At 63.0% G+C, this 19,796-nt stretch carries 23 protein-coding genes; 21 read left to right on the forward strand and 2 right to left on the reverse strand.

Features of this window, described 5'->3' with window-relative positions:
• The first annotated feature begins 45 nt into the window (after window positions 1-45).
• The 8 genes from G342_RS0118740 (at window position 46) to G342_RS0118775 (ending at window position 7,748) form a co-directional block, all read left to right on the forward strand.
• Window positions 46-885, forward strand: a complete 840-nt coding sequence (locus G342_RS0118740) for a hypothetical protein (protein WP_156831017.1) — start codon at window positions 46-48, stop codon at window positions 883-885.
• A 31-nt stretch (window positions 886-916) separates the two neighbouring features.
• Window positions 917-2,158 (forward strand): P22 phage major capsid protein family protein, encoded by a 1,242-nt coding sequence (locus tag G342_RS0118745; RefSeq protein WP_018184704.1) that lies wholly within the window; start codon window positions 917-919, stop codon window positions 2,156-2,158.
• Between the two features lie 63 nt (window positions 2,159-2,221).
• Complete coding sequence (locus G342_RS0118750; RefSeq protein ID WP_018184705.1) at window positions 2,222-2,587, forward strand: hypothetical protein; 366 nt, start codon at window positions 2,222-2,224, stop codon at window positions 2,585-2,587.
• The gene (locus tag G342_RS0118755; protein ID WP_018184706.1) at window positions 2,587-3,993 is read left to right on the forward strand and encodes a hypothetical protein; all 1,407 of its coding nucleotides are present in this window, start codon (window positions 2,587-2,589) and stop codon (window positions 3,991-3,993) included. Before G342_RS0118750 ends, G342_RS0118755 begins: the two co-directional genes overlap by 1 nt.
• A 47-nt stretch (window positions 3,994-4,040) precedes the next feature.
• Window positions 4,041-4,226, forward strand: coding sequence for a hypothetical protein (locus tag G342_RS0118760; protein ID WP_018184707.1), 186 nt, complete (start codon window positions 4,041-4,043; stop codon window positions 4,224-4,226).
• Between the two features lies 1 nt (window position 4,227).
• Window positions 4,228-4,881 carry a hypothetical protein gene (locus G342_RS24655; protein ID WP_018184708.1) on the forward strand — a complete coding sequence of 218 codons (654 nt, stop codon included), beginning with the start codon at window positions 4,228-4,230 and terminating at the stop codon, window positions 4,879-4,881.
• Between the two features lie 12 nt (window positions 4,882-4,893).
• Window positions 4,894-5,829, forward strand: a complete 936-nt coding sequence (locus tag G342_RS0118770; protein ID WP_018184709.1) for a hypothetical protein — start codon at window positions 4,894-4,896, stop codon at window positions 5,827-5,829.
• Window positions 5,829-7,748 carry a hypothetical protein gene (locus tag G342_RS0118775; RefSeq protein WP_018184710.1) on the forward strand — a complete coding sequence of 640 codons (1,920 nt, stop codon included), beginning with the start codon at window positions 5,829-5,831 and terminating at the stop codon, window positions 7,746-7,748. Before G342_RS0118770 ends, G342_RS0118775 begins: the two co-directional genes overlap by 1 nt.
• A gap of 563 nt (window positions 7,749-8,311) precedes the next feature.
• Here the strand turns inward: G342_RS0118775 and G342_RS26665 are convergent.
• Entirely contained in the window at window positions 8,312-8,650 is a 339-nt protein-coding gene (locus tag G342_RS26665; protein WP_018184712.1) for a Rap1a/Tai family immunity protein, read from the reverse strand.
• 626 nt (window positions 8,651-9,276) lie between these two features.
• On the opposite strand from G342_RS26665, the gene G342_RS0118790 reads away from it, so the two are divergent.
• The 13 genes from G342_RS0118790 (at window position 9,277) to G342_RS0118840 (ending at window position 18,509) form a co-directional block, all read left to right on the forward strand.
• On the forward strand, window positions 9,277-10,278 hold the full coding sequence (locus G342_RS0118790) for a hypothetical protein (RefSeq protein WP_018184713.1): 1,002 nt from the start codon (window positions 9,277-9,279) through the stop codon (window positions 10,276-10,278).
• A gap of 9 nt (window positions 10,279-10,287) precedes the next feature.
• Window positions 10,288-10,629, forward strand: a complete 342-nt coding sequence (locus tag G342_RS0118795; protein WP_018184714.1) for a hypothetical protein — start codon at window positions 10,288-10,290, stop codon at window positions 10,627-10,629.
• Window positions 10,626-13,076: a collagen-like protein gene (locus tag G342_RS25425; protein WP_018184715.1), complete on the forward strand. Its 2,451-nt coding sequence runs from the start codon at window positions 10,626-10,628 to the stop codon at window positions 13,074-13,076. The genes G342_RS0118795 and G342_RS25425 overlap by 4 nt, the downstream gene beginning before the upstream one ends.
• Window positions 13,073-13,465, forward strand: a complete 393-nt coding sequence (locus G342_RS0118805; protein WP_018184716.1) for a hypothetical protein — start codon at window positions 13,073-13,075, stop codon at window positions 13,463-13,465. Before G342_RS25425 ends, G342_RS0118805 begins: the two co-directional genes overlap by 4 nt.
• A gap of 23 nt (window positions 13,466-13,488) precedes the next feature.
• Window positions 13,489-14,556, forward strand: coding sequence for a hypothetical protein (locus G342_RS0118810; protein ID WP_156831018.1), 1,068 nt, complete (start codon window positions 13,489-13,491; stop codon window positions 14,554-14,556).
• The gene (locus G342_RS26125) at window positions 14,553-15,212 is read left to right on the forward strand and encodes a hypothetical protein (RefSeq protein WP_156831019.1); all 660 of its coding nucleotides are present in this window, start codon (window positions 14,553-14,555) and stop codon (window positions 15,210-15,212) included. Before G342_RS0118810 ends, G342_RS26125 begins: the two co-directional genes overlap by 4 nt.
• 227 nt (window positions 15,213-15,439) lie before the next feature.
• On the forward strand, window positions 15,440-16,261 hold the full coding sequence (locus G342_RS25430) for a glycoside hydrolase family 19 protein (RefSeq protein WP_018184717.1): 822 nt from the start codon (window positions 15,440-15,442) through the stop codon (window positions 16,259-16,261).
• Window positions 16,261-16,509: a hypothetical protein gene (locus tag G342_RS24675; RefSeq protein WP_018184718.1), complete on the forward strand. Its 249-nt coding sequence runs from the start codon at window positions 16,261-16,263 to the stop codon at window positions 16,507-16,509. The genes G342_RS25430 and G342_RS24675 overlap by 1 nt, the downstream gene beginning before the upstream one ends.
• Window positions 16,493-16,636 carry a hypothetical protein gene (locus tag G342_RS26300; protein ID WP_018184719.1) on the forward strand — a complete coding sequence of 48 codons (144 nt, stop codon included), beginning with the start codon at window positions 16,493-16,495 and terminating at the stop codon, window positions 16,634-16,636. The genes G342_RS24675 and G342_RS26300 overlap by 17 nt, the downstream gene beginning before the upstream one ends.
• Window positions 16,633-16,866, forward strand: coding sequence for a hypothetical protein (locus G342_RS0118825; RefSeq protein WP_018184720.1), 234 nt, complete (start codon window positions 16,633-16,635; stop codon window positions 16,864-16,866). Before G342_RS26300 ends, G342_RS0118825 begins: the two co-directional genes overlap by 4 nt.
• Window positions 16,867-16,889: 23 nt before the next feature.
• Window positions 16,890-17,243: a hypothetical protein gene (locus tag G342_RS0118830; protein ID WP_018184721.1), complete on the forward strand. Its 354-nt coding sequence runs from the start codon at window positions 16,890-16,892 to the stop codon at window positions 17,241-17,243.
• Complete coding sequence (locus G342_RS0118835) at window positions 17,243-18,310, forward strand: metallophosphoesterase (RefSeq protein WP_156831020.1); 1,068 nt, start codon at window positions 17,243-17,245, stop codon at window positions 18,308-18,310. Before G342_RS0118830 ends, G342_RS0118835 begins: the two co-directional genes overlap by 1 nt.
• A complete protein-coding gene (locus G342_RS0118840; protein ID WP_018184723.1) occupies window positions 18,303-18,509 on the forward strand; it encodes a hypothetical protein in 207 nt (68 codons plus the stop codon). Before G342_RS0118835 ends, G342_RS0118840 begins: the two co-directional genes overlap by 8 nt.
• A gap of 215 nt (window positions 18,510-18,724) precedes the next feature.
• On the opposite strand, the gene G342_RS0118850 is transcribed toward G342_RS0118840, so the two are convergent.
• On the reverse strand, window positions 18,725-19,003 hold the full coding sequence (locus G342_RS0118850; protein WP_040879149.1) for a hypothetical protein: 279 nt from the start codon (window positions 19,001-19,003) through the stop codon (window positions 18,725-18,727).
• Between the last annotated feature and the right edge of the window lie 793 nt (window positions 19,004-19,796).

The following is a 19,796-nucleotide window of genomic DNA, read 5'->3' on the forward strand; positions in this document are numbered from 1 at the left end:
CGATGACCTGCCGTCCTTCGGGGCGGCTTTTTTTATGGGCCTCACATGACTGACGGAACCGACGTGCAAGCCGCCCCCGAGGCCGCGCCTGCCGAGAGTGACAACGACAACACCGCCGCTACGACGACTGAAGCCACCGCAACCGAGACGACCACGGAAGCGACTGGCGAGGACACCGAAGCGGATGAGGCCGCGAAGGATGACGGCGACGAGGATGAGGACAAACCTCGCCGCGCCTCCCGAGCCGAGCGGCAGAAACGGGCGCTGCAAGCCAGCAGGGCCCGAGAGGCTGAACTGGAGCGACGCCTTGCTGAAGTAGAGCAGGCCAGAAGCCAGCCGGCCAAGGACGACAGGCCCAAGGAACAGGATTTCAACGGCGACTATGCCGCTTTCGAGCGCGCCCAGACCGCCTACGAGATCCGCCAGGCCATCCGCGAGGAAAAGGCTCAGGAAAGTCAGGCGAAGGACCAGGAGCGACGTTCTGCTGAGAGGCAGGAGAAGCTCGATTCCTTCGAGGACGCCGTGGACCAAATCCGGGATCGGGTACCTGATTACGACAAGGTCATGAAGCAGGCCGAAACTGACGGTCTGAAGTTTGCGCCGCATGTCGGCGAGCTAATTCTGGACAGCTCCAAGGCTGCTCATCTTGCCTACTTCCTTGCAGGGAAGCCCGAGAAGGCACGCGCGTTGAACGCGATGTCTCCTGTGCAGGCCGCCCGCGAGATTGGCCAGATCGAGGCGCGCCTGTCGCTGCCGACCCCGAGCAAATCCACAAAAGCACCGCCTCCGCGATCCGCCCCAGGTGGCGGCGCAGCGCCCGCGCCTGACCTCAGCAAGATGTCGATGGACGACTATGTCGCCTACCGGCAGAAGCAGCGCGGCTAAGGCGGACTGACCTCGAAAGGTTCAGCCCAAAATGGCAAATACGACCCTTACCGCGGATATCATCGCCAAAGAGGCGGTGATGATCCTCGACAACGAACTCGTGCTCGCGAAGAAGGTCTTCCGAGGCTATGAGAGCGAGTTCGACAAGAAGGTGAACGGCTACGAGGTCGGCGAAACGATCTCGATCCGCAAGCCGACTGACTTCACCGTCCGCACGAACGCCACCATGGCGGTGCAGGACGTCGTGGAAGGCAAGACAACCATCACGGTTGATCAGCGTCGTGGTGTGGATTTCGAGTTCACCTCGCAGGATCTGACGCTCAAGATCGGCGACCTCTCCGAGCGCGTCATCAAGCCGGCCATGGTCCAGCTTGCCAACTCGGTCGACACCTTCCTGGCTGGCATGTACGCCTCCGTCCCGAACTGGGTCGGCACGCCGGGTCAGCTCATCAATTCGTTCTCCGACTTCTATGCCGGCAAGGAACGACTGATGGAATATGCCGTTCCGACCGACAGCTTGGCGTCTGTTCTGTCGCCGGCAGACGAGGCGGCGATGCTCGGCTCCCAGACCGCGCTATACATCCAGAACGCGGCCTCTGGCGCCTATCGCAATGGCTCGCTCGGGACCATCGGCGGCGTCGACACCAGCATGTCGCAGAACATCCTGACCCACACGGTCGGCGTCGCGACGGGCACCCCGCTCGTCAACGGCGGCACGCAGGGTGTCACCTATGATGCAGTGAAGGATACTGGCACGCAGTCGCTGGTAACCAAGGGCTGGACCAACTCGACGACCGGCATCCTGAAGAAGGGCGACGTCATCACGATTGCCGGTGTCTATGCCGTCAACCCGGTGACCAAGGCGAAGTTGCCGTTCCTGAAGCAGTTCGTCGTGAAGGCGGATGCTGATTCCGGTGCGTCGACTGGCCCGGCAACGCTGACCATCTCGCCCCCGATCATCGCGTCGGGTGCGTTCCAGACGGTTTCCGCCGTTCCTGCTGCCGATGCCCCGATCACGGTCATGGGAACGGGTGGCGCCAGCTACCGCCAGAACATGATGTTCCACAAGAACGCGTTTGCTCTGGTGACCGTGCCGCTCGTCTCGCCCCCGGGCGCAGTCGACGTTGCGCGTCAGTCCTACAAGGGCATCAACGTTCGCGTGATCCCTGTCTATGACGGCGTGAACGACAAGAGCGCATGGCGTCTGGACATCCTGTTCGGCGGCCGGGCTATCGACCCCCGCCTCGCCACCCGCCACAGCGGCAACGCCTGATCCTCCTGACGAAGACGGCGGCGGACCTTCGGCCCGCTGCTTCCTCTCGACCAAGGATAGCCCATGAGCACCAGCACCAAGGCCGACCTCGTCGTAGCGGCCATGCAGAAGGCTGGCCAGCTCGCAACCGGCCAGAGCCCTGCAGCCGACGAGACGGACCACGTCAGCGCAGCAATCGACCGCGTGCTGCCGGCCCTTGCGCGGCTCAAGGTCGTTTACATCTCGGACGACGACGAGATCGACGACGCGTTCATGGAAGACCTCGCCATCATCGTCGGTGAGGCCATCATCAAGACGCGCGATCCTGACGTGGCGCTGATCGAGCGCTCTCAAGAGAGACTGAAGAAGATGCAGGTGCCCCAACCGGCCCGCCGCACACTTCAGACCGATCCGTTCTTGCGTCATGCCTTTGGCGGGCGCCGCCACTAATGGCCAAGATCCTTTTCCCGCAGTCCACCTCTCCCGGCGTCGACAGCCAGGAGGGAGGCGGACGGCTGGTCAACGCATATTCGGAGCCGCTCGGGCAGGGCGCGGGCAATGCATTCGTTATCCGCCGCGCCCCTGGCCTCCGGACCTTCGCCGGCTCTGGCGAGAGCGGCTGCCGTGGCATGACGGTGGTCGACCCCTACCTCTTCGTCGCCTATTCCAACAAGCTGGTGCGTTTCGACAGCACAGGTGTTGGCGCGACGGTCGGCACGCTGAACGGCGACGACTGGGTCTGCTTCGCCCGCAACAACAAGACGCCGACACCGGACCGCGTGGTAGTGACGGAAGACGCGGTCTACACCTTCACCGAGACGGCGATTGCCGAGCTGGTCGATGGCGACCTGCCGCAGCCCAACTCGGTCTGCTTCATCGACGGCTTTTTCTTTTTCACAATCGCAGACGGCCGCTGTTTCGCCTCCGGCATCAACGACGTCACGGTCAACGGCAACGACTACATCCGAGCCGAGGCCAAGCCTGACGGGCTCCTGCGCGGCATTGCGTTCGATCGTGAGCTCTATCTTTGCGGTCCCAGCAATATCGAGGTCTGGGCGAACACCGGCAACGCGACGGGCTTCCCGTTCAGCCGCACGACTGTCATTTGGCGGGGCCTGGCGGGTCGTAAGGCCATAGCAGGCTTCGAGGACGGATTTGCCGCGGCGCTGCTCTGGGTCTCTGACGACAATGGCGTCCATCAACTGGCCGGTTACGGCACGCAGAAGGTCTCGCCGCCGGAACTCGACCGCTTGATCGAGGCGACCACGAACAAGGATCTGCTTGAGGCGAGTGTTTACGTTGTTGGCGGGCATCCCTGCTGGCGGATCACCGGGCCCGGTTTCACCTGGGTCTACGATCTGAGCACGAAGACGTGGCACGAGCGGAAATCCTACCTGACATCCTCGTGGCGCATAGGCGCCAACAGCGTCCAGGCGTTCGGGAAGTGGCTGACCGGTGACCGGCTGAGCGGCAGCGTCCTCGAAATCACCGAGAGCACCTATCGCGAGGTCGGCGAGCCGCTGATCTGGGAGGCGGAATCCTACGCGATGGGTGACTTCCCGGCGCGCTTCCGTGTCCCCCGGGCTGAGTTCAATTTTGTGCGCGGCACGGGCATTGCGAACGGTGAAGACCCGATCGAGCGCCAGCCGCAGGTCGCGATTTCGTGGACCGATGACGGCGGGGACAACTACACGACGCCGCTTCTTCGTGAGCTGGGCGCGCAGCAGATCCAGAAATACCCGGTCGCGATCAACGGCTGCGGCGTGACGAACACCATTGGCCGCCGTTGGCGCCTGACTGTGGCCGACCCGGTCTATGTGGGTCTCCTCGGTGGGGACATGGGCGTCATGCGATGAGCCGAACTTGGCCAACGCTCCCGCCGCTTCCGGGCCCGAATATCCCGGTGATCGACCCGGCCACCGGCACAATGACACGCGACTGGTACCGGTATTGGACCGTCGCAGACCCCATCCTTCGCGGCGTTCTCGCCCTCTCAATCAATGATCTCTCCGACATCGACGCAGCGACGCCCGCCAATGGCGACGTTCTGACGTTCGTTTCGGCCGATAGCCGCTGGAAAGGCATCTGACATGGGCTTGAAAGACTTGTTCTCAGACAAGAACGAGGAGAAGGCCGCCCAGGCGCTCAAGGACGGCTATGGCAACGCCAAGAACGAGGCATATGGTCAGATCGATACTGGTGTTTCCAACGCCAATGCCGACTACACGAAAGCGCTCGGGCTCTACGCACCGCTATCCGACACCTACAACCGTGGCTCGTCGCTCTATGCTGATGCCCTCGGCCTGAATGGTGCAGACGGCAACGGTAGAGCGGCCGGCGCCTATCAGACCGGCCCCGGCTATCAGTTCGCCACCGACCAGGCCATCCAAGCGCTGGAAAGGCGGGCAGGAGCGCAGGGGCGCCTTGGTTCGGGGCAGACTGGCCTCGACACGCTGAGCGCCGTCTATGGGCTTGCAGATCAGGATTACGGCAATTGGCTCGAGCGTCTGAGCGGCTACGACGGCAAGGCGCTGGGCGCCGCCGACAGCCAGGCGGGCCTCTACGGCGCCAAGGCGGGCATGGGCTACGACGCTGGCGTGACGAAGGCCGGGTATGGCTGGAACGCCGCCACAGGCGCTGCAGGCGCACAGTCCGACTTCCTGAAGGGCAAGGACCAGACCGGCGCCAACATCATCGGGACCGCGCTCGGGGGCATCTCCGCCGCCAAGAAGATTTTCGGGTAGAGGAGCCGGACCATGGCCGACTACAGCCGACAGCTTTTCGATATGTTCAGCGGGGTGGGCGATAGCTTCGTCGACTCCCGTAAGGAAAAGCGGTCCAACATGGAGAGCGATCGAAATTTCTCGGCGCAACAGGACCAGTTCGACTGGCGGAAGCAAACCGATCAGCGGGATTTCGACCGCGGAGTCGTGACGTCTGACCGCTCGTACAATCGTGGCATCTTCGAGAGTGACCGTGGTTACGGCCTGCAGGAGCGCAATTTCAACCGAGGCGCCTTCGAATCCGATCGGAACTACGACCTCGCAAGGAGGGCGTCGGAACGAAGAGACATCCAGCCCCTCGTCAATTCGAAGACAGGCATCTACGACCCGAACACGCGAGAGTGGATCCAGCCGCCGCCGGCCTCTGGCCCGAATGGCTCAGTCAGCCTCGACAATGAGAGCTTTGACAATATCTCCGGCGTGCGGAAAGAGGTTCAGGCCCTCCCGTCCTATAAAAACTTCGCGCAGGCTCTCCCCATCTATCGGTCGATGGTCGAGACAGCTGGCCGCGACAGCAAGGCTTCCGACCTCAATCTCGTCTACGGCCTCGGGAAAATCATGGACCCGACCTCTGTCGTTCGAGAGGGCGAAATGGTCATGGTCAACAAGACATCGTCATTGCCCGATTGGCTCCGCGGCGCGATCAACCAGTTGAACGGTGGCGCTACCCTGAGTCCCGCCACCCGAGATGCGCTGCTCCAAGAGGCCCAGGGTCGGATACAGGGCTACAAGACCGCTTTCGACCAGGACGCCGGCCAGTACCAGGGCATCGCTCAGCGATACAATATCAACGAGCAAGACATCATCCCGAGCTTTGGGGACGTCCCCAAATGGTCCGGTATGCCGGGGCAGCAGGGTGGTCAATGGAACGATCTCGGTGGCGGCGTGAAGATGCGACAGGTGAAGTAATGGGCACCTTTCAGTTCGAAACGGAAGACGGGCGCTCTTTTGAAATCGAGGCGCCGGATGCCCAGACCGCAACGGCCGCATTTCACAAGAACGTGCCGGCCGCACAGTCGCAACCCAGCACCGCCGAATCCGCAATTCGCGGAATGGGCGACATGGGTTTCCTGGGCTTTGCTGACGAGGCGACCGCAGGCATCAAGACCGGCTTCGGACTGCTCGGTGACTACGGCAAGGAGCTGCAGGCCCAGCGCCAGGCGAAAGCGGCGGCCGAACAGGCGCACCCGTATGCCTTCATGGGCGGGCAGCTGGCTGGTGCCATCCCGGCATCGGTGCTGCCTATCGGCGCTGCGGCGCGTGGGACAACGATGCTCGGGCAGATGGCCCGCGGCGCGATCGGCGGCGCTGTACAGGGCGGGGCATATGGCTTCGGCTCGGGCGAGGGTGGTGCTGAGAACAGGCTCGATGAGGGCATGAAGGGTGCTGGCATAGGTCTCGCGGCAGGCGCAGCCGCGCCGGTTGTGGGGCGGCTCGCTGGCGCCGGCCTCAGCAAGGTCATGGGCCGCGGGGGAGAAAAGGCCACGCAGCAGGTCTCCCGCGCGTTGCAGTCCGATTCCGTAGACCCGGCGGCTCTCGCTAATATGGCCCCCGACGAAATGATTGCCGACCTCGGGCCGAACCTTCAGCAGATGGCATCGGTGCAGGCAGCATCGCCGGGGCCGGGGCGTCAGGTCGTGCGCGAGGCGATGGCGGCCCGACAAGCTGGCGCCGGGCAGCGTACGCAAGACGCCGTCGACCATGCCCTAGGCCCGCGCACGAACGTCGTTCAATCCGCTGACCAGATCGCTGCGGACCGCGCCAGCACCGCCGCGCCACTTTATCAGCAGGCATATGCCGCGCCGGTTCAGGTGACACAGCCAATTCAGGAGATCCTTGCGACCCCGACCGGGCGTGCGGCTCTGGCAAAGGCAAAGCGCCTGGCCGCTGACGAACGAGCTCCTATTGATGTCAACAACCTCGATACCCGCGCGCTCGACTATGTGAAGCGCGGGCTCGACGACGTTGCCGGGGCGCTTGCGCGCGGCGGTCGACGCGAGCAGTTGCGCGCCGTTAACGACATGCGGACAACACTTCTCGGTGAGATGGACCAGATGAACCCGGCTTATGCGCAGGCGCGCGCCGCGTACGCTGGTCCCTCCGGCGTTCTCGATGCCATGGACGCGGGCAAGAGCGTGTTCCAGCGTTCCTTGAGCCCGGACGAGTTGCGCAAGGAGATCGCGGCGCTCGGCCAGGCGGAGCGCTCGGCATTCCAGGAAGGCGCGCGCTCGCAGATCGAAGAGATCATGGCAACGGCCCGGAACGATGCTGGGGCGGCTGCCCGAGAACTGGCCGAAAAGGGCTGGAACCGCGAGAAGCTGAGGATCTTGGTCGGAAGCAAAGCCGACAACCTGATCGGCGCGCTTGAGAAAGAGAAGCGTTACGCCGGGACCGCAAACCGCACGCTGAACAACTCTGAAACAGCAACGCGCGTTGCTGGAATGGGCGATTTGGCTAAACAGACCGGCGGGATACGACAGGCGTACGAGTCCGGCGGGTTCCTGGGTCTGCTCCGTGCTGGCGGGCTGAAAGCCGTTGAGGGCCTTATAAAGGGATCCTCCGATGAAGAGATGCGGGCCATTGGGGAGCAGATCGCTCGCCAGCTGACCGCGACGGGCTCGGACCGCACTGCGGTACTCGCCGCGCTACAACGTGTTCAACGATCCAATACCAAGAACAAGGCCGTTGCAGATAAGGCCGGCTATCTGCTGTCGCTGACGGCAAACGCAGGTGGCCAGACGGCGGGGCAGCAGATTGCGCCACGCCAGCCCCTACGGGTCGATGTCAACCGACCGGCCAATTTTGCCGATGTGCTTGAGTCTCGGTGAGCCATAGCGCTCGCAGAGCAACCAACCGACAGCTAGGCCAAAACCCAACCCGGTGAGCCCGTAGACAGCCTTGATTGGCAAGCGGTCGACACCCCAGTTCAACCCCCACACGATGCCGATCATCACCAAAATCGTGATGATTGAGGCGAGGACTTTTCCAAGCGGGGATAGGTCGGGCAGCATCAGTTGCAGTGCCTCCTAAGCTTCTCGATAGCCCTGTTTTTCGACAACATGTAGTCGTCGACCCAGACATCGAAACTCATTCGGCTCGATAGGTTGTAAACGGGGACCATCCCGTATCCTTCGATCTCGCCAACCAGTTCGTCGCCCTCATCGGGGCCAAAGCCCATTGCCTGCAAGAGCGATAGCCCCATAGGGGTCTCGACCAGGCGGTGGCTCTACGGCAGCTGTTGACGAATTTTGCGGCTGGTGTCGAAGGCCGCGAAGCTGGTCGCCCACCCAACGCGATGCCGGCCCTGCAATATAGATAGCGACAAGCGCCACCAGCCCGAAGGCGATGGCCTTTACGTACCAAGGATCGTGGTCAGCTGACATTCAGTATCCTACTTGCAGGGCCAAGCCTGTTGAACTGAGCGGAAGACAAGAAGCGCTGCGAGAAGGTTTCGATCTTTTGGGTTTTCACGAAGGTCTCGGCAAACGACGTCGCGGAGCTGTTTGCCCGTCACGGTCGGTGGGATGCAAAATGTGCCTTCGTTCATAGCGAGCGCTAGCGCGTCAACCGCCCCCTGCATGTATCCGACGCCGAAGTTAATCTGAGCCTCGCACTGGTCATAGAGCTTATTGCCATCCTGCCAATACGCCGATGCTGAACTTGCCGTCATGATCGCGAAGAACGCGACCAAGGCGAGAACTTTACCGTACCAAGGAAGGTCTGAGAACATGAGCCCCGACGAAGAAATTCGGTTTGAGTGTCTGAAACTGGCCCTCTCCGAGCATCATCCTCAATTTGACGCCGTGGAGAGAGCCAGGAAGTTTTTGGAATTCGTCTCGCCTACTTCTTTGCCGGTCGAAACCCGGTCGCAGCGACAAGACATTCCGCATATGTGTCTAGTATGTATGCCCTGTCTCGGGTCTGCGTAGAGTTGCTTTCCGCATTTCGGATATCGATAAACAGCTTGTACGCAACGCCTTCTGGCGAGTTCTCGCCAATATGAACCACTGCTGGTTTGTCAGCCATATGCCCCTCCCAGGTTGCGGGGAGAGCATGCCCTAGCGCTATTCGCGAGTCGAGGGTGGCCTACCGCCCCTGATGTCACTTACCGCCGGGGCGAACCGTTGAAGCCCGGTCACCGCAGCGCGATCCGTCCGACGCGCGGTCGGTCGTATAGGTGCAGTTGCCAGCCAAGGCCGCGCTAACGCCCATCACGCTCAAAACGAGCGTCAGTACCAAAGTCTTCATGATCTCTCCCCCAGCCGCCTGACCGGCGGACGCGAGATTCTGCCCCAAACACAACCAAAAGTCACCACAGGCCGCCCTCCGAGGCGGTCTTTTCATTTTGAGGTACTCATGGCCGGTCTCTGGAACCTCTCGCTGACGCAGAGGATCGACCTGAACGGGAAGCCGTACCCAGGCGCCAAGGCATACTTCTACGAGGCCGAGACCCTTACCCCGCTGATCGTCTACCAGAACTACGACTGCTCGGTGTCTCATCCCAACCCGGTCGCGGCTGACGGCTACGGCATGTTCCCGGCGGTCTACCTGAAGGAGTCGGACGGCTTCTTCCGTGTCCGCGTCACAACGTCCGGCGGCGTGATCCTGTTCGACCAGGCAACGCTTCCGATCATCGGCCCATCGGGCGGCGGCGGCGGGGGAGGCGGGGGCACGCCGGTTGATCCCAATGCGCTCTGGCAAACGGGCGACATCAAGACTCGGTTTGCGACGGGCGTGCACCCTGGCTGGGAGCGCTGCAATGGGCGGACCATTGGCGACGCGACGTCTGGCGCCACCGGACGCGCCAACGCTGATACGCAGGCGCTGTTTGAATTCCTCTGGGCCGCGGTCCCGAACACCATCCTTGCGGTGAATGGTGGGCGGGGTGCGTCCGCATCCGCTGACTTCACCGCGCACAAGACAATCCAGCTGCCAGACTTCCGCGGCCGTGCGGTTTTCGGCCTCGATGACATGGGTACGAGCGCCGCAGGTCGCCTGCTGTCGGCATTGGTCGCAACGGGCTCGCCGACGCAGCTGGGCTCGTCCGGTGGCGACGATCAGCATGTGCTCACGGTCCCTGAACTCCCCGTCGTCACTCCGGCCGGCACGATCAGCGAGATCCCGCCGCACGTTCATGGGCTCTCCGGCAACGGCGGCCCGCTCGGCCGTGGCTCGGCAGAGGGTGGCGCGCGAGACACGCAGCTGATGTCGCCCTCGGGAGCGGCTTCGTCTCCGCCCATTAACACCGGCACGGCTGGCGGCGTGACACCGACGTTCACAGGCACGCCATTCGGCGGCGGCGCACCGCACAACAACATGCCGCCCTTCGCCCTTGCCTCCTTCTACATCAAGCTCTGAGAGGCGCCGATGCTTATTGCGACGCTCCCGCCGCAGTCCAATCGGGCTGATTGGATCGAAGGTATCGAGTTCAAGGACGACGACAACGGCGACCTCATCGACCTGACCGGCAGCACCATCACCATCACCGTGAAGGATGAGGACGGCTGCCAGGTGCTCAACGCGTCGACGACGGACGGCTCGATTGTCATCGTCTCGACCGGGCTCGCCGAATTCACCTTCCCCCGCTCGAGCATGACAAATCTTCGCGCTGACGCCTACGAGGTCGGCGGCACGCTTGAGCGTGGTGGCGAGACCATGCAGTTCCTGATCGGCACCGTCCCGGTCGTTGATGGGGTGGTGAATAGATGACCATTGGAAGCAGCGCCCTCCCATACCTCCGCGTTCGTGTAGTCCCGCGCTTCCCGGCGCAGATCGAGGGCGTCAACGGGCTCAAGGTCGACAAGGTCGATGGCACCTATACCCTTGGGCCTGCGCTGGAGCGGCTTGTTGAGACGTCAGTTCTCCCCCAGCCGAACGATGCGTTTGTGTGGTTCTGGGACCAGCAGACGAACGTCTATTCGCGGTTCTCGATCGGCTCGATCATCGACATGGTCGAAGTCGTGGCTGGTGTCGGCCCGAAGGGCGACAAGGGTGACAAGGGCGACCCTGGGCCGAAGGGCGACAAAGGCGATACCGGCGAGACCGGGGCCGCTGGCGCGAAGGGTGAAAAGGGCGACACTGGCGATACCGGCCTGACCGGTGCGAAGGGTGACAAAGGTGACCAGGGCCCTGCGGGTGCAAAGGGCGATACCGGCAATAATGGTGCTCCTGGCGCCCCCGGCGAGAAGGGCGAAAAAGGTGACGCTGGGGCGAAAGGTGACCCTGGCAACCCCGGCGCTGATGGAGCACCCGGCGCGAAAGGCGATAAGGGCGACCCTGGAGAGAAGGGGGCTACTGGTGACACTGGTGCGGACGGCGCGCCCGGCACTCCTGGAGCAAAAGGCGACAAGGGTGACCAAGGCGATGCGGGCGCCCCGGGTGCCGATGGCGCCGACGGCGCGCCCGGTGCCAAGGGTGATAAAGGCGACAAGGGCGATACCGGATCGACTGGCGCCAAAGGCGATACTGGCGAACAGGGTCTGCCCGGCCTGAAAGGCGACAAGGGCGATAAGGGTGACAAGGGGGACACTGGCGCAAAAGGCGATCAGGGGGAGTCCTTCAAAGTCGATGAGGCTGGTCCTCTCGCGGATCGCGACCTCTATGACGGCGAGCCCGCCGGCTTCAGCTTCCTGGATACCGACGACGGCAACCTCTACATCCGCCAGGGCCCTGTCGGTTGGTCTGCGGCGATCCCGTTCGGCAAGGGCGAGACCGGCGACCAGGGCCCGAAGGGCGATAAAGGCGACAAGGGTGACCCCGGTACCGATGGCGCAGACGGCGCGGCCGGGGCAAAAGGCGACAAGGGTGACAAAGGGGACAAGGGCGATGCCGGCGATCCGGCGAGTGTGAATTCGACCAACGTTGCTGCCGCCGGGGCCTTCATGAAGGCAGTCGACGACAGCGATGACCTGACCGAGGGCACGTCCAAGCTGCTCATGACGGCGGCTGAGCGGTCGAAGCTGGCGGGCGTCGCCACCGGGGCCACGGCAAATTCGGCTGACGCAACGCTGCTAGCTCGCGCCAACCACACCGGCACCCAATCCGCTGATACGCTCACGGACGGCACGACCAATAAGGCATTCCTCGCCACCGAGCGCACAAAGCTCTCAGGTATAGCGACCGGCGCGACTGCCAATTCCTCCGATGCGACTTTGCTCGACCGAGCCAACCACACTGGCTCACAAGCCATCTCGACGGTCACAAATCTACAGACGACGCTCGACGGCAAGGCGTCGACGGCCGCCGTCACGACCTCCGTCAACGGCCTGATGATCGCCGCTGACAAGGTCAAGCTGAACGGCATCGCGACCGCTGCCACGGCCAACGACACCGACGCCAACCTGAAGAACAGGGCGAACCACACTGGCACGCAGGCGGCGTCGACGATCACCGGCCTTGGGACGGCCGCTACGGTCAACACCGGAACGGCGTCCGGGAACATCCCCCTCTTGGGCGCGTCTGGCCTCCCGGCGGTTGGCGGCTCTTTGATTACCGGCCTCACCAAATCTCAGGTCGGCCTCGGCAGTGTCGACAATACGGCGGATAGCGCTAAGCCGGTTTCAACGGCCCAGGCAGCGGCCATCGCGGCCAAGCTCGGGCTAGCTGGCGGCACGATGACGGGTGATATCGTCCTGAAGGGCGACCCGACCGCGAACCTCCACCCAGCGACAAAGCAGTATGTCGACAATGCCTCGCGGGCGCCTGAGTACTTCGTCATTCGGGACGAAAAACCCAGCGGGACGGTTGCCGGAGCTGGCACAGTCGGCTCTTTCGTCACGAGAAATCTGAACACCGTTCTGGTGAACACAATCGCTGGCGCATCGCTGTCGTCAAATGTGTTCACGTTGCCGGCTGGGACATTCAAGTTGGTCGCAAGGGCCCCGGGGTACAAATGCGATAGGCACAGGATCGCGCTCTACGACGTGACGGGTAGCGCCTATGTGTTCCAAGGCGCCAATGCGATGACGCCGGGTGGGTTCGATACAATCACGGACGCATGGCTGCAGTGCATTCTCACCATCGCAGCGTCTACCGCATTCAGGATTGATCACCGGATCCAAGAGGCCACTGGCACCACGCAGACGCTAGGGCGAGCGATGGTTTTCTCGGGCCTTGTCGAAGTCTACACCGAAGTGTTTGTGGAGAAATTGGCATGACTGATGTTGTCCTGGTGGTTGACGGTACCGTCCAGCAAATCTGGCGCGGGGCTCAGGCTGCAGAGGTCGACGGAACCGGCGGCACGCTCGTCGAGACGCCCGATGGCGCCGTCGTTTGCGGCATGGCCTACGATGGAAGTTCGTTTTCGCTGCCGTATATAGAGCCTGAGCCAGAGCCTCGCCGCCGCGTGGAAAAGTGGGTGATTGCTGAACGCATTGAAGCGGCCGGGAAAAGTGATGCCGCCTATGAGCTACTCACCATGCCGGGCAATAGGGCCGCCTTCATCAAGTGGAACATGCCTGTACCGAGCGTGTTCTACGACGACCCCGACACGCTGCTGTTCATCAATGCGCTCGGGCTCGACCCGGCCGTGATCCTGGCGCCCTAGCCCCTCCCCAAGGACATCACCGCATGGCTTTCAGATCCTCTTCGCGGGGCGTTTCCGTTCGCGTTGTCCCCAAAATGCCGGCTATCATCGAGGGGGTGGACGGCCTCAAGGTGATCAAGGAGGCAGGCCGGTTCACGTTCGGGCCGGATCTGCGTCTCTTGCCCGTATCGGCAGACGTCGACAACGAGCGGGCGTTCGTCTGGATGCAGGACGTCGACACCGGCCAGTTCTGGGCGGTATCGCTGCAAGACCTGAAGGGCTCCGGCCCTCAAGGAAACAGCGCCTGGTCGCCGGTCTACGCCACGGTTGTCGACGGCTCGCGCCGCGTCTCACAGATCGTCGATTGGGTCGGAGGACAGGGGACCAAGCCGGCAACTGGGCTGTATGTCGGCCCGACCGGCTTCACAGCCTCCATTGCCAGCGCGACCGACATTCGCGGGGCAGCCGGCGCCGGCACTGGCGACATGCTCGCCGCGAACAACCTGTCCGATCTCACCAACAAGCCGACAGCTCGGACAAACCTCGGCCTCGGTGCTCTGGCGCTGCTGGCATCGGTGAACAACGCTAACTGGTCGGGGACAGCCCTATCCCTCGCCAATGGCGGCACAGGCGCGACGACGGCAGCGGCCGCTCGTACCGCGCTGGGCGTGGCTATCGGCTCCAACGTTCTCGCCTACGACGCGGATCTGGCCGGCATTACGACCGCTGGGCGGGCCATGGTCACCGCTGCGTCTGCTGCCGCCCAGCGGGCTGCGATCGAGGCGGAGAAGATCGGCGAGCGCACTGGCATCAACTCCCAGACCGGCACCGCCTATACGCTCGTGCTCGCTGACAAGGGCAAGCTCGTCCGGATGTCGAATGCCGCTGCCAATGTGCTGACGGTGCCGCCAAACAGTTCTGTAGCCTTCCCGGTCAACTCTTGGATCGACATCGGCCAGTACGGCGCCGGCCAGACTTCCATCGCTGCGGGGGCGGGCGTCACGATCCGGTCAAGTGGCGCCAAGCTCAAGCTCGGTGGCCAGTACTCGGCCGCGCAGCTGATCAAGATTGCCACCGACGAATGGCACCTTATCGGAGACATCGCAGCGTGAGCCTCGGGGTCGGCGTATTCGCGGCATCGGGCGGGGCTGCTTCAGAGCCCCCATCGGTAGCGTTTGGCGGTAGCAACTTCATCACCAACTCGAATTCATCGTTTGATGTCACTCTGAACAATCTTGGTGGCAATGATGCGAGCCGCCGGGTTCACATAGCGCTCACATGGAAAGCATCCCTGGGCAATCCCACGATTACAGTGGGCGGCACCACGGCGACCCTGGCGGGGACCCGAGACCAGGGCGCCATCAGGGCCGGCATATTCACCGCCCCCGCACCGACAGGAACAAGCGTTGCCGCCAATCTAAATTTCGGTGGGAACACCGGCGTTGTCCCAATCGCATGGTGGATTAGCCGTTTCCTGGCATCCAGCGCCGCAACATCATTTGGAAGCGCTGCGAACGCGAACAACCTGTCTACTTCGCTCAATGTCGCGGCGGGCGGGATCATCGTGGCCTATTATCAAGTGGCCTACGGCGTTAGCCCGGGCACGGTTGTGTGGAGCGGCGCCACTCAAAACTTCAACGTCGACTATTCCGTTCAGCAGCGTCGTTCAGGCGCGTCCGCCACGCTGGTCAATGCGAACGACTCTCGCTCGGTCGCCGTGTCGTTCAACTACAATTCCAGTGTTTTGGTGGCCGCCGCGTTTCGATAGCGGCCGCCGCCAGCACCTCCCCACATCACCGGAGACAAGACATGCTCGTGCCCAACTGGCGCGCGGTGGTCGATCCATTTTGGGGGAATTATGCCCGCCGGCACTGAGTTTCGGATCAGGCCGGCGGACCGCACCCCGCCTGGGCCTTGGAAGCAGAGACGGTTGCTTTCTCAGTAACAGCACAACTTGACGTTAAGTCAACCTCTTCCTATCACCGGAGACAAGACATGACCCGTGTCACGGCGGACGATTTGCGTCGTCTTGCGCCCAAGGGCAATGCCGCAATTCTCGCTGGGCTCGCCCCGTCGCTCTCCGTGACGTTGGCACGGTACGGCATCACCACGCCGTTGCGGTTTGCCCACTTTATCGCCCAGGCGGCGCATGAGACGGCCGGCTTCAAGACGCTCGTCGAGTATGGCGACGACGCCTATTTCAACAAGCGCTATGGCCCACAGACCTCGGTCGGGAAGCGTCTCGGCAACACCCAGCCGGGAGACGGCGCGCGATTCCGGGGCAGGGGCATCTTTCAGTGCACCGGCCGGTTCAACTACGCCAAGTACGGCAAGGCGATCGGCATCGACCTCGTTCGCGCTCCTGAGCGTGCGGCCGACCCCGTCAACTCGATCCAGATCGCCTGCGAGTACTGGAAGGCCAAGGGCCTGAATGCGCTTGCCGACGCCGACGACGTCGAGGGCATCACCCGCAAGATCAATGGCGGGCTCAACGGGCTGACGGATCGCAAGCGCTACCTCACGCTGGCCAAGGCCATCTTCGCTGACGCCGCGCCGCCGAGGGTCTCGCCGCCCAAGGCCGAGCCGCTCCCGCCAGACGTCGCCGAGATGCCGGACACGCCCATTGCGATCCCTGCGCCGGGCTCGATCCTGAAGTCGGAGAGCTTCATGGGCGCGATCATGACCATGATCAGCTCGGGCGCGTTCGGCTTTCTCGCCTTCATCGACAGCCCCTGGGCGCTTCTGGCGTTCCTCGCCGTTCTGGCGGCCGGAGGCTTCATCGGCTTCAAGGCCCTGCAGCGGCGCGGGATCGTCTGATGCTGGCCTGGTTCCTCGCCACCCGCATCGGCCGCTACTGCGCCATAGGCGTCGCCATCGCTGCCGCCCTCGGCCTCGCCGCTCTCAAGCTCATCTCTGTCGGCAAGCAGCAGGAGCGATCCCGCCAGCAGGCCAATGACCTCACCGCCATCAGGAACAGGAACACCAGCGATGAAAAGGTTGATGGCCTTGGGCCTGATGCTGTGCGTGACAAGCTTGGCGAGTGGGTGCGTGACCGCCCGCGGTAGCTTCTGCGACACCTCGAGGCCGATCCGGCCGTCCGTCGAAGACCGGCTTACAGACGGCACCGCCCGCCAGATCCTCAAGCACAACACCTATGGCGCGCAGGCATGCGGCTGGAAGGCGAAGCCATGACGCGCACCGACGACGAAATCCGCGCCATCGTTAAGGCGACGGTAGAAGAGACCCTTCTGGCGCTCGGTATAGATACCGACGAGCCGCTCGAGGCTCAGAAAGACTTCCAGCACCTTCGCGCCTGGCGCACCAGCTCCGAGACCGTGAAGCGGCAAGGGCTCGTCACAGCCATGGGCATCCTGATCACAGGGCTGCTCGGCCTCATCTGGCTCGCCATTCAGAATCGCTAATCCCCCTCCCTAGGAGCACTGCCATGCGCATGTTGATTGCGGCTACGGCCATGACTCTGGCCGGTTGCCTGCCGGCGCTCGCCGAGGATATGAGTTGCAGGGAGGCCAAAGGTCGGGCTCTCGAGCAAGCGCACGAGGTCGCGCAGCAGATCAAGGGCGAGGTTGTCTCGATCGAAGACGCCGAGCTGGCGCAGCGGACCGCGGACATGATGTTCGACGCCCTCGGCAAGCCAAGCCAGCCGGTCGCCTCCATGATCGTGCTGAAGGCCCCTGGTGGCGTAGCGCTCGCGGCGTTGTTCGGGCCGGGCGGTTGCTTCGTGGTCGGCGTCCGATTGCCGGCGGCCGTGCTGATCGAGATGATCGGACGGTCCGCCTGATGCCAACTCCCCCGCTATCCAAACAGGTGGCGGAAGCCACAGTCGCCCTCGTTCAGCAACATGTCGACGCCGGGTTCAAGCTGGGCGGCACACCCAGTGCCGTAGAAGCCGCCGGCCGCGCCGCGGTGAAGGCCGGCGTGGTGAAGTCGGTTCGGACCTTCGTCACCCGCTACCGGGCCGCGCTCGACAATTTCGATCTCGCCGCCAAGCCGGCAGAGCCGAAAGACCAGTTCACCACCTACGAGACCATTCACGCGCCTCTGAGCAAGCCCAGGGTGCGCGTTCAGGCGATCACCCACGCTGCGCCACCAGAAGGCCCAATCGTCCGCGTCCTCGGCATTGGTGACGTCCATTGCAAGCCCGGCCGCACCCATGAGCCCGTGATCCTGGCCGCCCGCCACGCCGCGGCGACCAAGCCCGACCGGATCGTCTGCATCGGGGACTATGCCTCACTCGATAGCTGCTCGTTCCATCCGGCTAAGGGCAGCGCCAAGGATAGCGAGCGACCAGCGTTCCATGAGGAACTTGCGGCTTTAGAGGACAGTCTTGAGGCTTTCGACAGCGAATGCCCAGCGGACATCCCCCGCGACATTACTCTCGGCAATCACGAGCACCGCGCCTGGCGGATGGCGAACGCAGATCCACGCGTGGCGGGTGATTTCCCGCTCCGAATCGATCAGGCCTTTAGCCGTTACCGCTGGAAGACCCACGAGTACGGGAAGTGGCTCTATCTCTATGGGGTCGGCTTCGTCCACGTGCCGCTCAATCAGATGGGGCGCGAATATGGCGGGAAGCACTCGGAAAACACCATCGGCAACGACGCGACGCATTCCGTTGTCTGGGGCCATGATCATCGCTTCCGGCACAAGACCGTGGCGAAGCTGGGCCCGAACAACCGGATCACCCTGACCAACCTCGGCACCTGCATGCCGTGGGGCCAGGTCGAGGACTACAACGTCGGAACGACCGGCTGGACCTATGGCGTTGCGGATCTCGCGATCCAGAACGGCATCGTGATCTCGGCGCGCTTCTATGATCAGCTCGAACTGAGGGCTCTCTATGGCTAGTTCCGCCCGCCTCGAATTCGACCGCGGCAAGCTCATCCTTCACAGCGACGGCCCTTGGCAGGAACTGACCGAGTACGAATTCCTGCATCTGTTCGCGTCGTGCTGCGACGCCGGCCGGGCCCTAGCGATGCACAAGGTCTACCCGCCGGCCACTGATTACACCCAGGCAGTGTTCCCTCCGGAGCCCCAGCTGCCCTAGCCGTCGCCTTTCCTCAGAAAGTTTTGAGGCCGTTTCTTTCTGATCTGCCACTTCGGCAGGCGACCTGGGCGCCTTCCTCGACAAGGTGAGCGGGCTTACCCAGATCTCACTCGCCTGATAGCCTCAGGCCATGCTGCTCCGAACCCTCGTCTATGCCGGCATCGTCGCGCTGAGCCTGCTGCTCTGGTGGTCCTGGATCAAGCTCGCCTCAGACATCATCGGTTGGGTGTGAACTTGGGCAGGTGAGGGTGTATCCGCATCGAGCAGTTGGCCGAGCCGCAGTGGGAGCACTTGAGTAGCCCGCGCCCGATCTGTCTTGGCCCTTTGACAGGTGCATCCATCCCGTACCGCTCCGCCATCGCAGGCATGTCCACCTCGACCGCCGACTTGTTGCACTCGTGGCAATAGGCGTAGAGGCGATATTCGCCGTCGATGATCTCTCGGATGGTCCCGGTCATGTTCCTTTTTTGTTCACGGAAAGCGATGGCCGTCAAGAGTGATTTCCAAAACGCTTGAAACCGGCTGAAAATGGCAGAGTTCTGCGCCCGGTTGCCGATTCCCTTTCGATTCGGCATGGGGTAGAATGCGGGCGACGCGGCAGGCGCTGGAGCAACGGCTTACCTGAGGACGTTCGGGGCACCCGCCAGGGGCCGCGTCAACAGTTCGATTTCGACGCGGCGGCGCTGAAGGAAGCGCGGAGTGACTGGCCCCCGGAGTGCACCCGACCAGCACGAGCACCTTAGGTAAGCCGGTATCAAGCCCGGCCCGCGTCGATCCTATCGCTCACGCTTCGGTGTGAGCCACGACAAGGTGCGTGACACGGTGAAATTCTGCCTGCCGTAGAGCGTCCTGCAGATTTACAGGACGGATCGCCTTGTGGGGTTCGCTGGCAGGCCCCACCGCGCCGACCATCATCAGCCCGGCTCTGTCTTCGGACGGGGCCGGGCTTTTTTGCGTTTCGCTGCCTCACCACCCCGCCACCGATCTCACCAGTTTGAACACCCCAGCACCCAACTGCCAGAGCAGCATAGCCCATAGGCCGATCACTACGATCCAGCCGGCGATAGGTATGCGGAGGCGGCGGTAGGACATGGGGGCTCCGGAACGTTCGCGGAACATCGTGCACGGATTTTGCACGAGTGCACGTGCAGTTTCACGCTTCGTTCTGCCCAAATGTGCCAGGTGGCTTAGCTAGGGCGTTTCTAGCTTGGCAGTAAGTATTTGATTTTATTGAGGGAAATGGTGCTGCAAGAGAGGATTGAACTCTCGACCTCTCCCTTACCAAGG

Source organism: Kaistia granuli DSM 23481 (assembly GCF_000380505.1).
GTDB lineage: Bacteria > Pseudomonadota > Alphaproteobacteria > Rhizobiales > Kaistiaceae > Kaistia > Kaistia granuli.

Coding starts and splice junctions, on each gene's coding strand:
- G342_RS0118740 (WP_156831017.1), top strand. CDS start 46: ATGACTGACGGAACCGACGTGCAAGCCGCCCCCGAGGCCGCGCCTGCC.
- G342_RS0118745 (WP_018184704.1), top strand. CDS start 917: ATGGCAAATACGACCCTTACCGCGGATATCATCGCCAAAGAGGCGGTG.
- G342_RS0118750 (WP_018184705.1), top strand. CDS start 2,222: ATGAGCACCAGCACCAAGGCCGACCTCGTCGTAGCGGCCATGCAGAAG.
- G342_RS0118755 (WP_018184706.1), top strand. CDS start 2,587: ATGGCCAAGATCCTTTTCCCGCAGTCCACCTCTCCCGGCGTCGACAGC.
- G342_RS24655 (WP_018184708.1), top strand. CDS start 4,228: ATGGGCTTGAAAGACTTGTTCTCAGACAAGAACGAGGAGAAGGCCGCC.
- G342_RS0118770 (WP_018184709.1), top strand. CDS start 4,894: ATGGCCGACTACAGCCGACAGCTTTTCGATATGTTCAGCGGGGTGGGC.
- G342_RS0118775 (WP_018184710.1), top strand. CDS start 5,829: ATGGGCACCTTTCAGTTCGAAACGGAAGACGGGCGCTCTTTTGAAATC.
- G342_RS26665 (WP_018184712.1), bottom strand. CDS start 8,650: ATGTTCTCAGACCTTCCTTGGTACGGTAAAGTTCTCGCCTTGGTCGCG.
- G342_RS0118790 (WP_018184713.1), top strand. CDS start 9,277: ATGGCCGGTCTCTGGAACCTCTCGCTGACGCAGAGGATCGACCTGAAC.
- G342_RS0118795 (WP_018184714.1), top strand. CDS start 10,288: ATGCTTATTGCGACGCTCCCGCCGCAGTCCAATCGGGCTGATTGGATC.
- G342_RS25425 (WP_018184715.1), top strand. CDS start 10,626: ATGACCATTGGAAGCAGCGCCCTCCCATACCTCCGCGTTCGTGTAGTC.
- G342_RS0118805 (WP_018184716.1), top strand. CDS start 13,073: ATGACTGATGTTGTCCTGGTGGTTGACGGTACCGTCCAGCAAATCTGG.
- G342_RS0118810 (WP_156831018.1), top strand. CDS start 13,489: ATGGCTTTCAGATCCTCTTCGCGGGGCGTTTCCGTTCGCGTTGTCCCC.
- G342_RS25430 (WP_018184717.1), top strand. CDS start 15,440: ATGACCCGTGTCACGGCGGACGATTTGCGTCGTCTTGCGCCCAAGGGC.
- G342_RS24675 (WP_018184718.1), top strand. CDS start 16,261: ATGCTGGCCTGGTTCCTCGCCACCCGCATCGGCCGCTACTGCGCCATA.
- G342_RS0118825 (WP_018184720.1), top strand. CDS start 16,633: ATGACGCGCACCGACGACGAAATCCGCGCCATCGTTAAGGCGACGGTA.
- G342_RS0118830 (WP_018184721.1), top strand. CDS start 16,890: ATGCGCATGTTGATTGCGGCTACGGCCATGACTCTGGCCGGTTGCCTG.
- G342_RS0118835 (WP_156831020.1), top strand. CDS start 17,243: ATGCCAACTCCCCCGCTATCCAAACAGGTGGCGGAAGCCACAGTCGCC.
- G342_RS0118840 (WP_018184723.1), top strand. CDS start 18,303: ATGGCTAGTTCCGCCCGCCTCGAATTCGACCGCGGCAAGCTCATCCTT.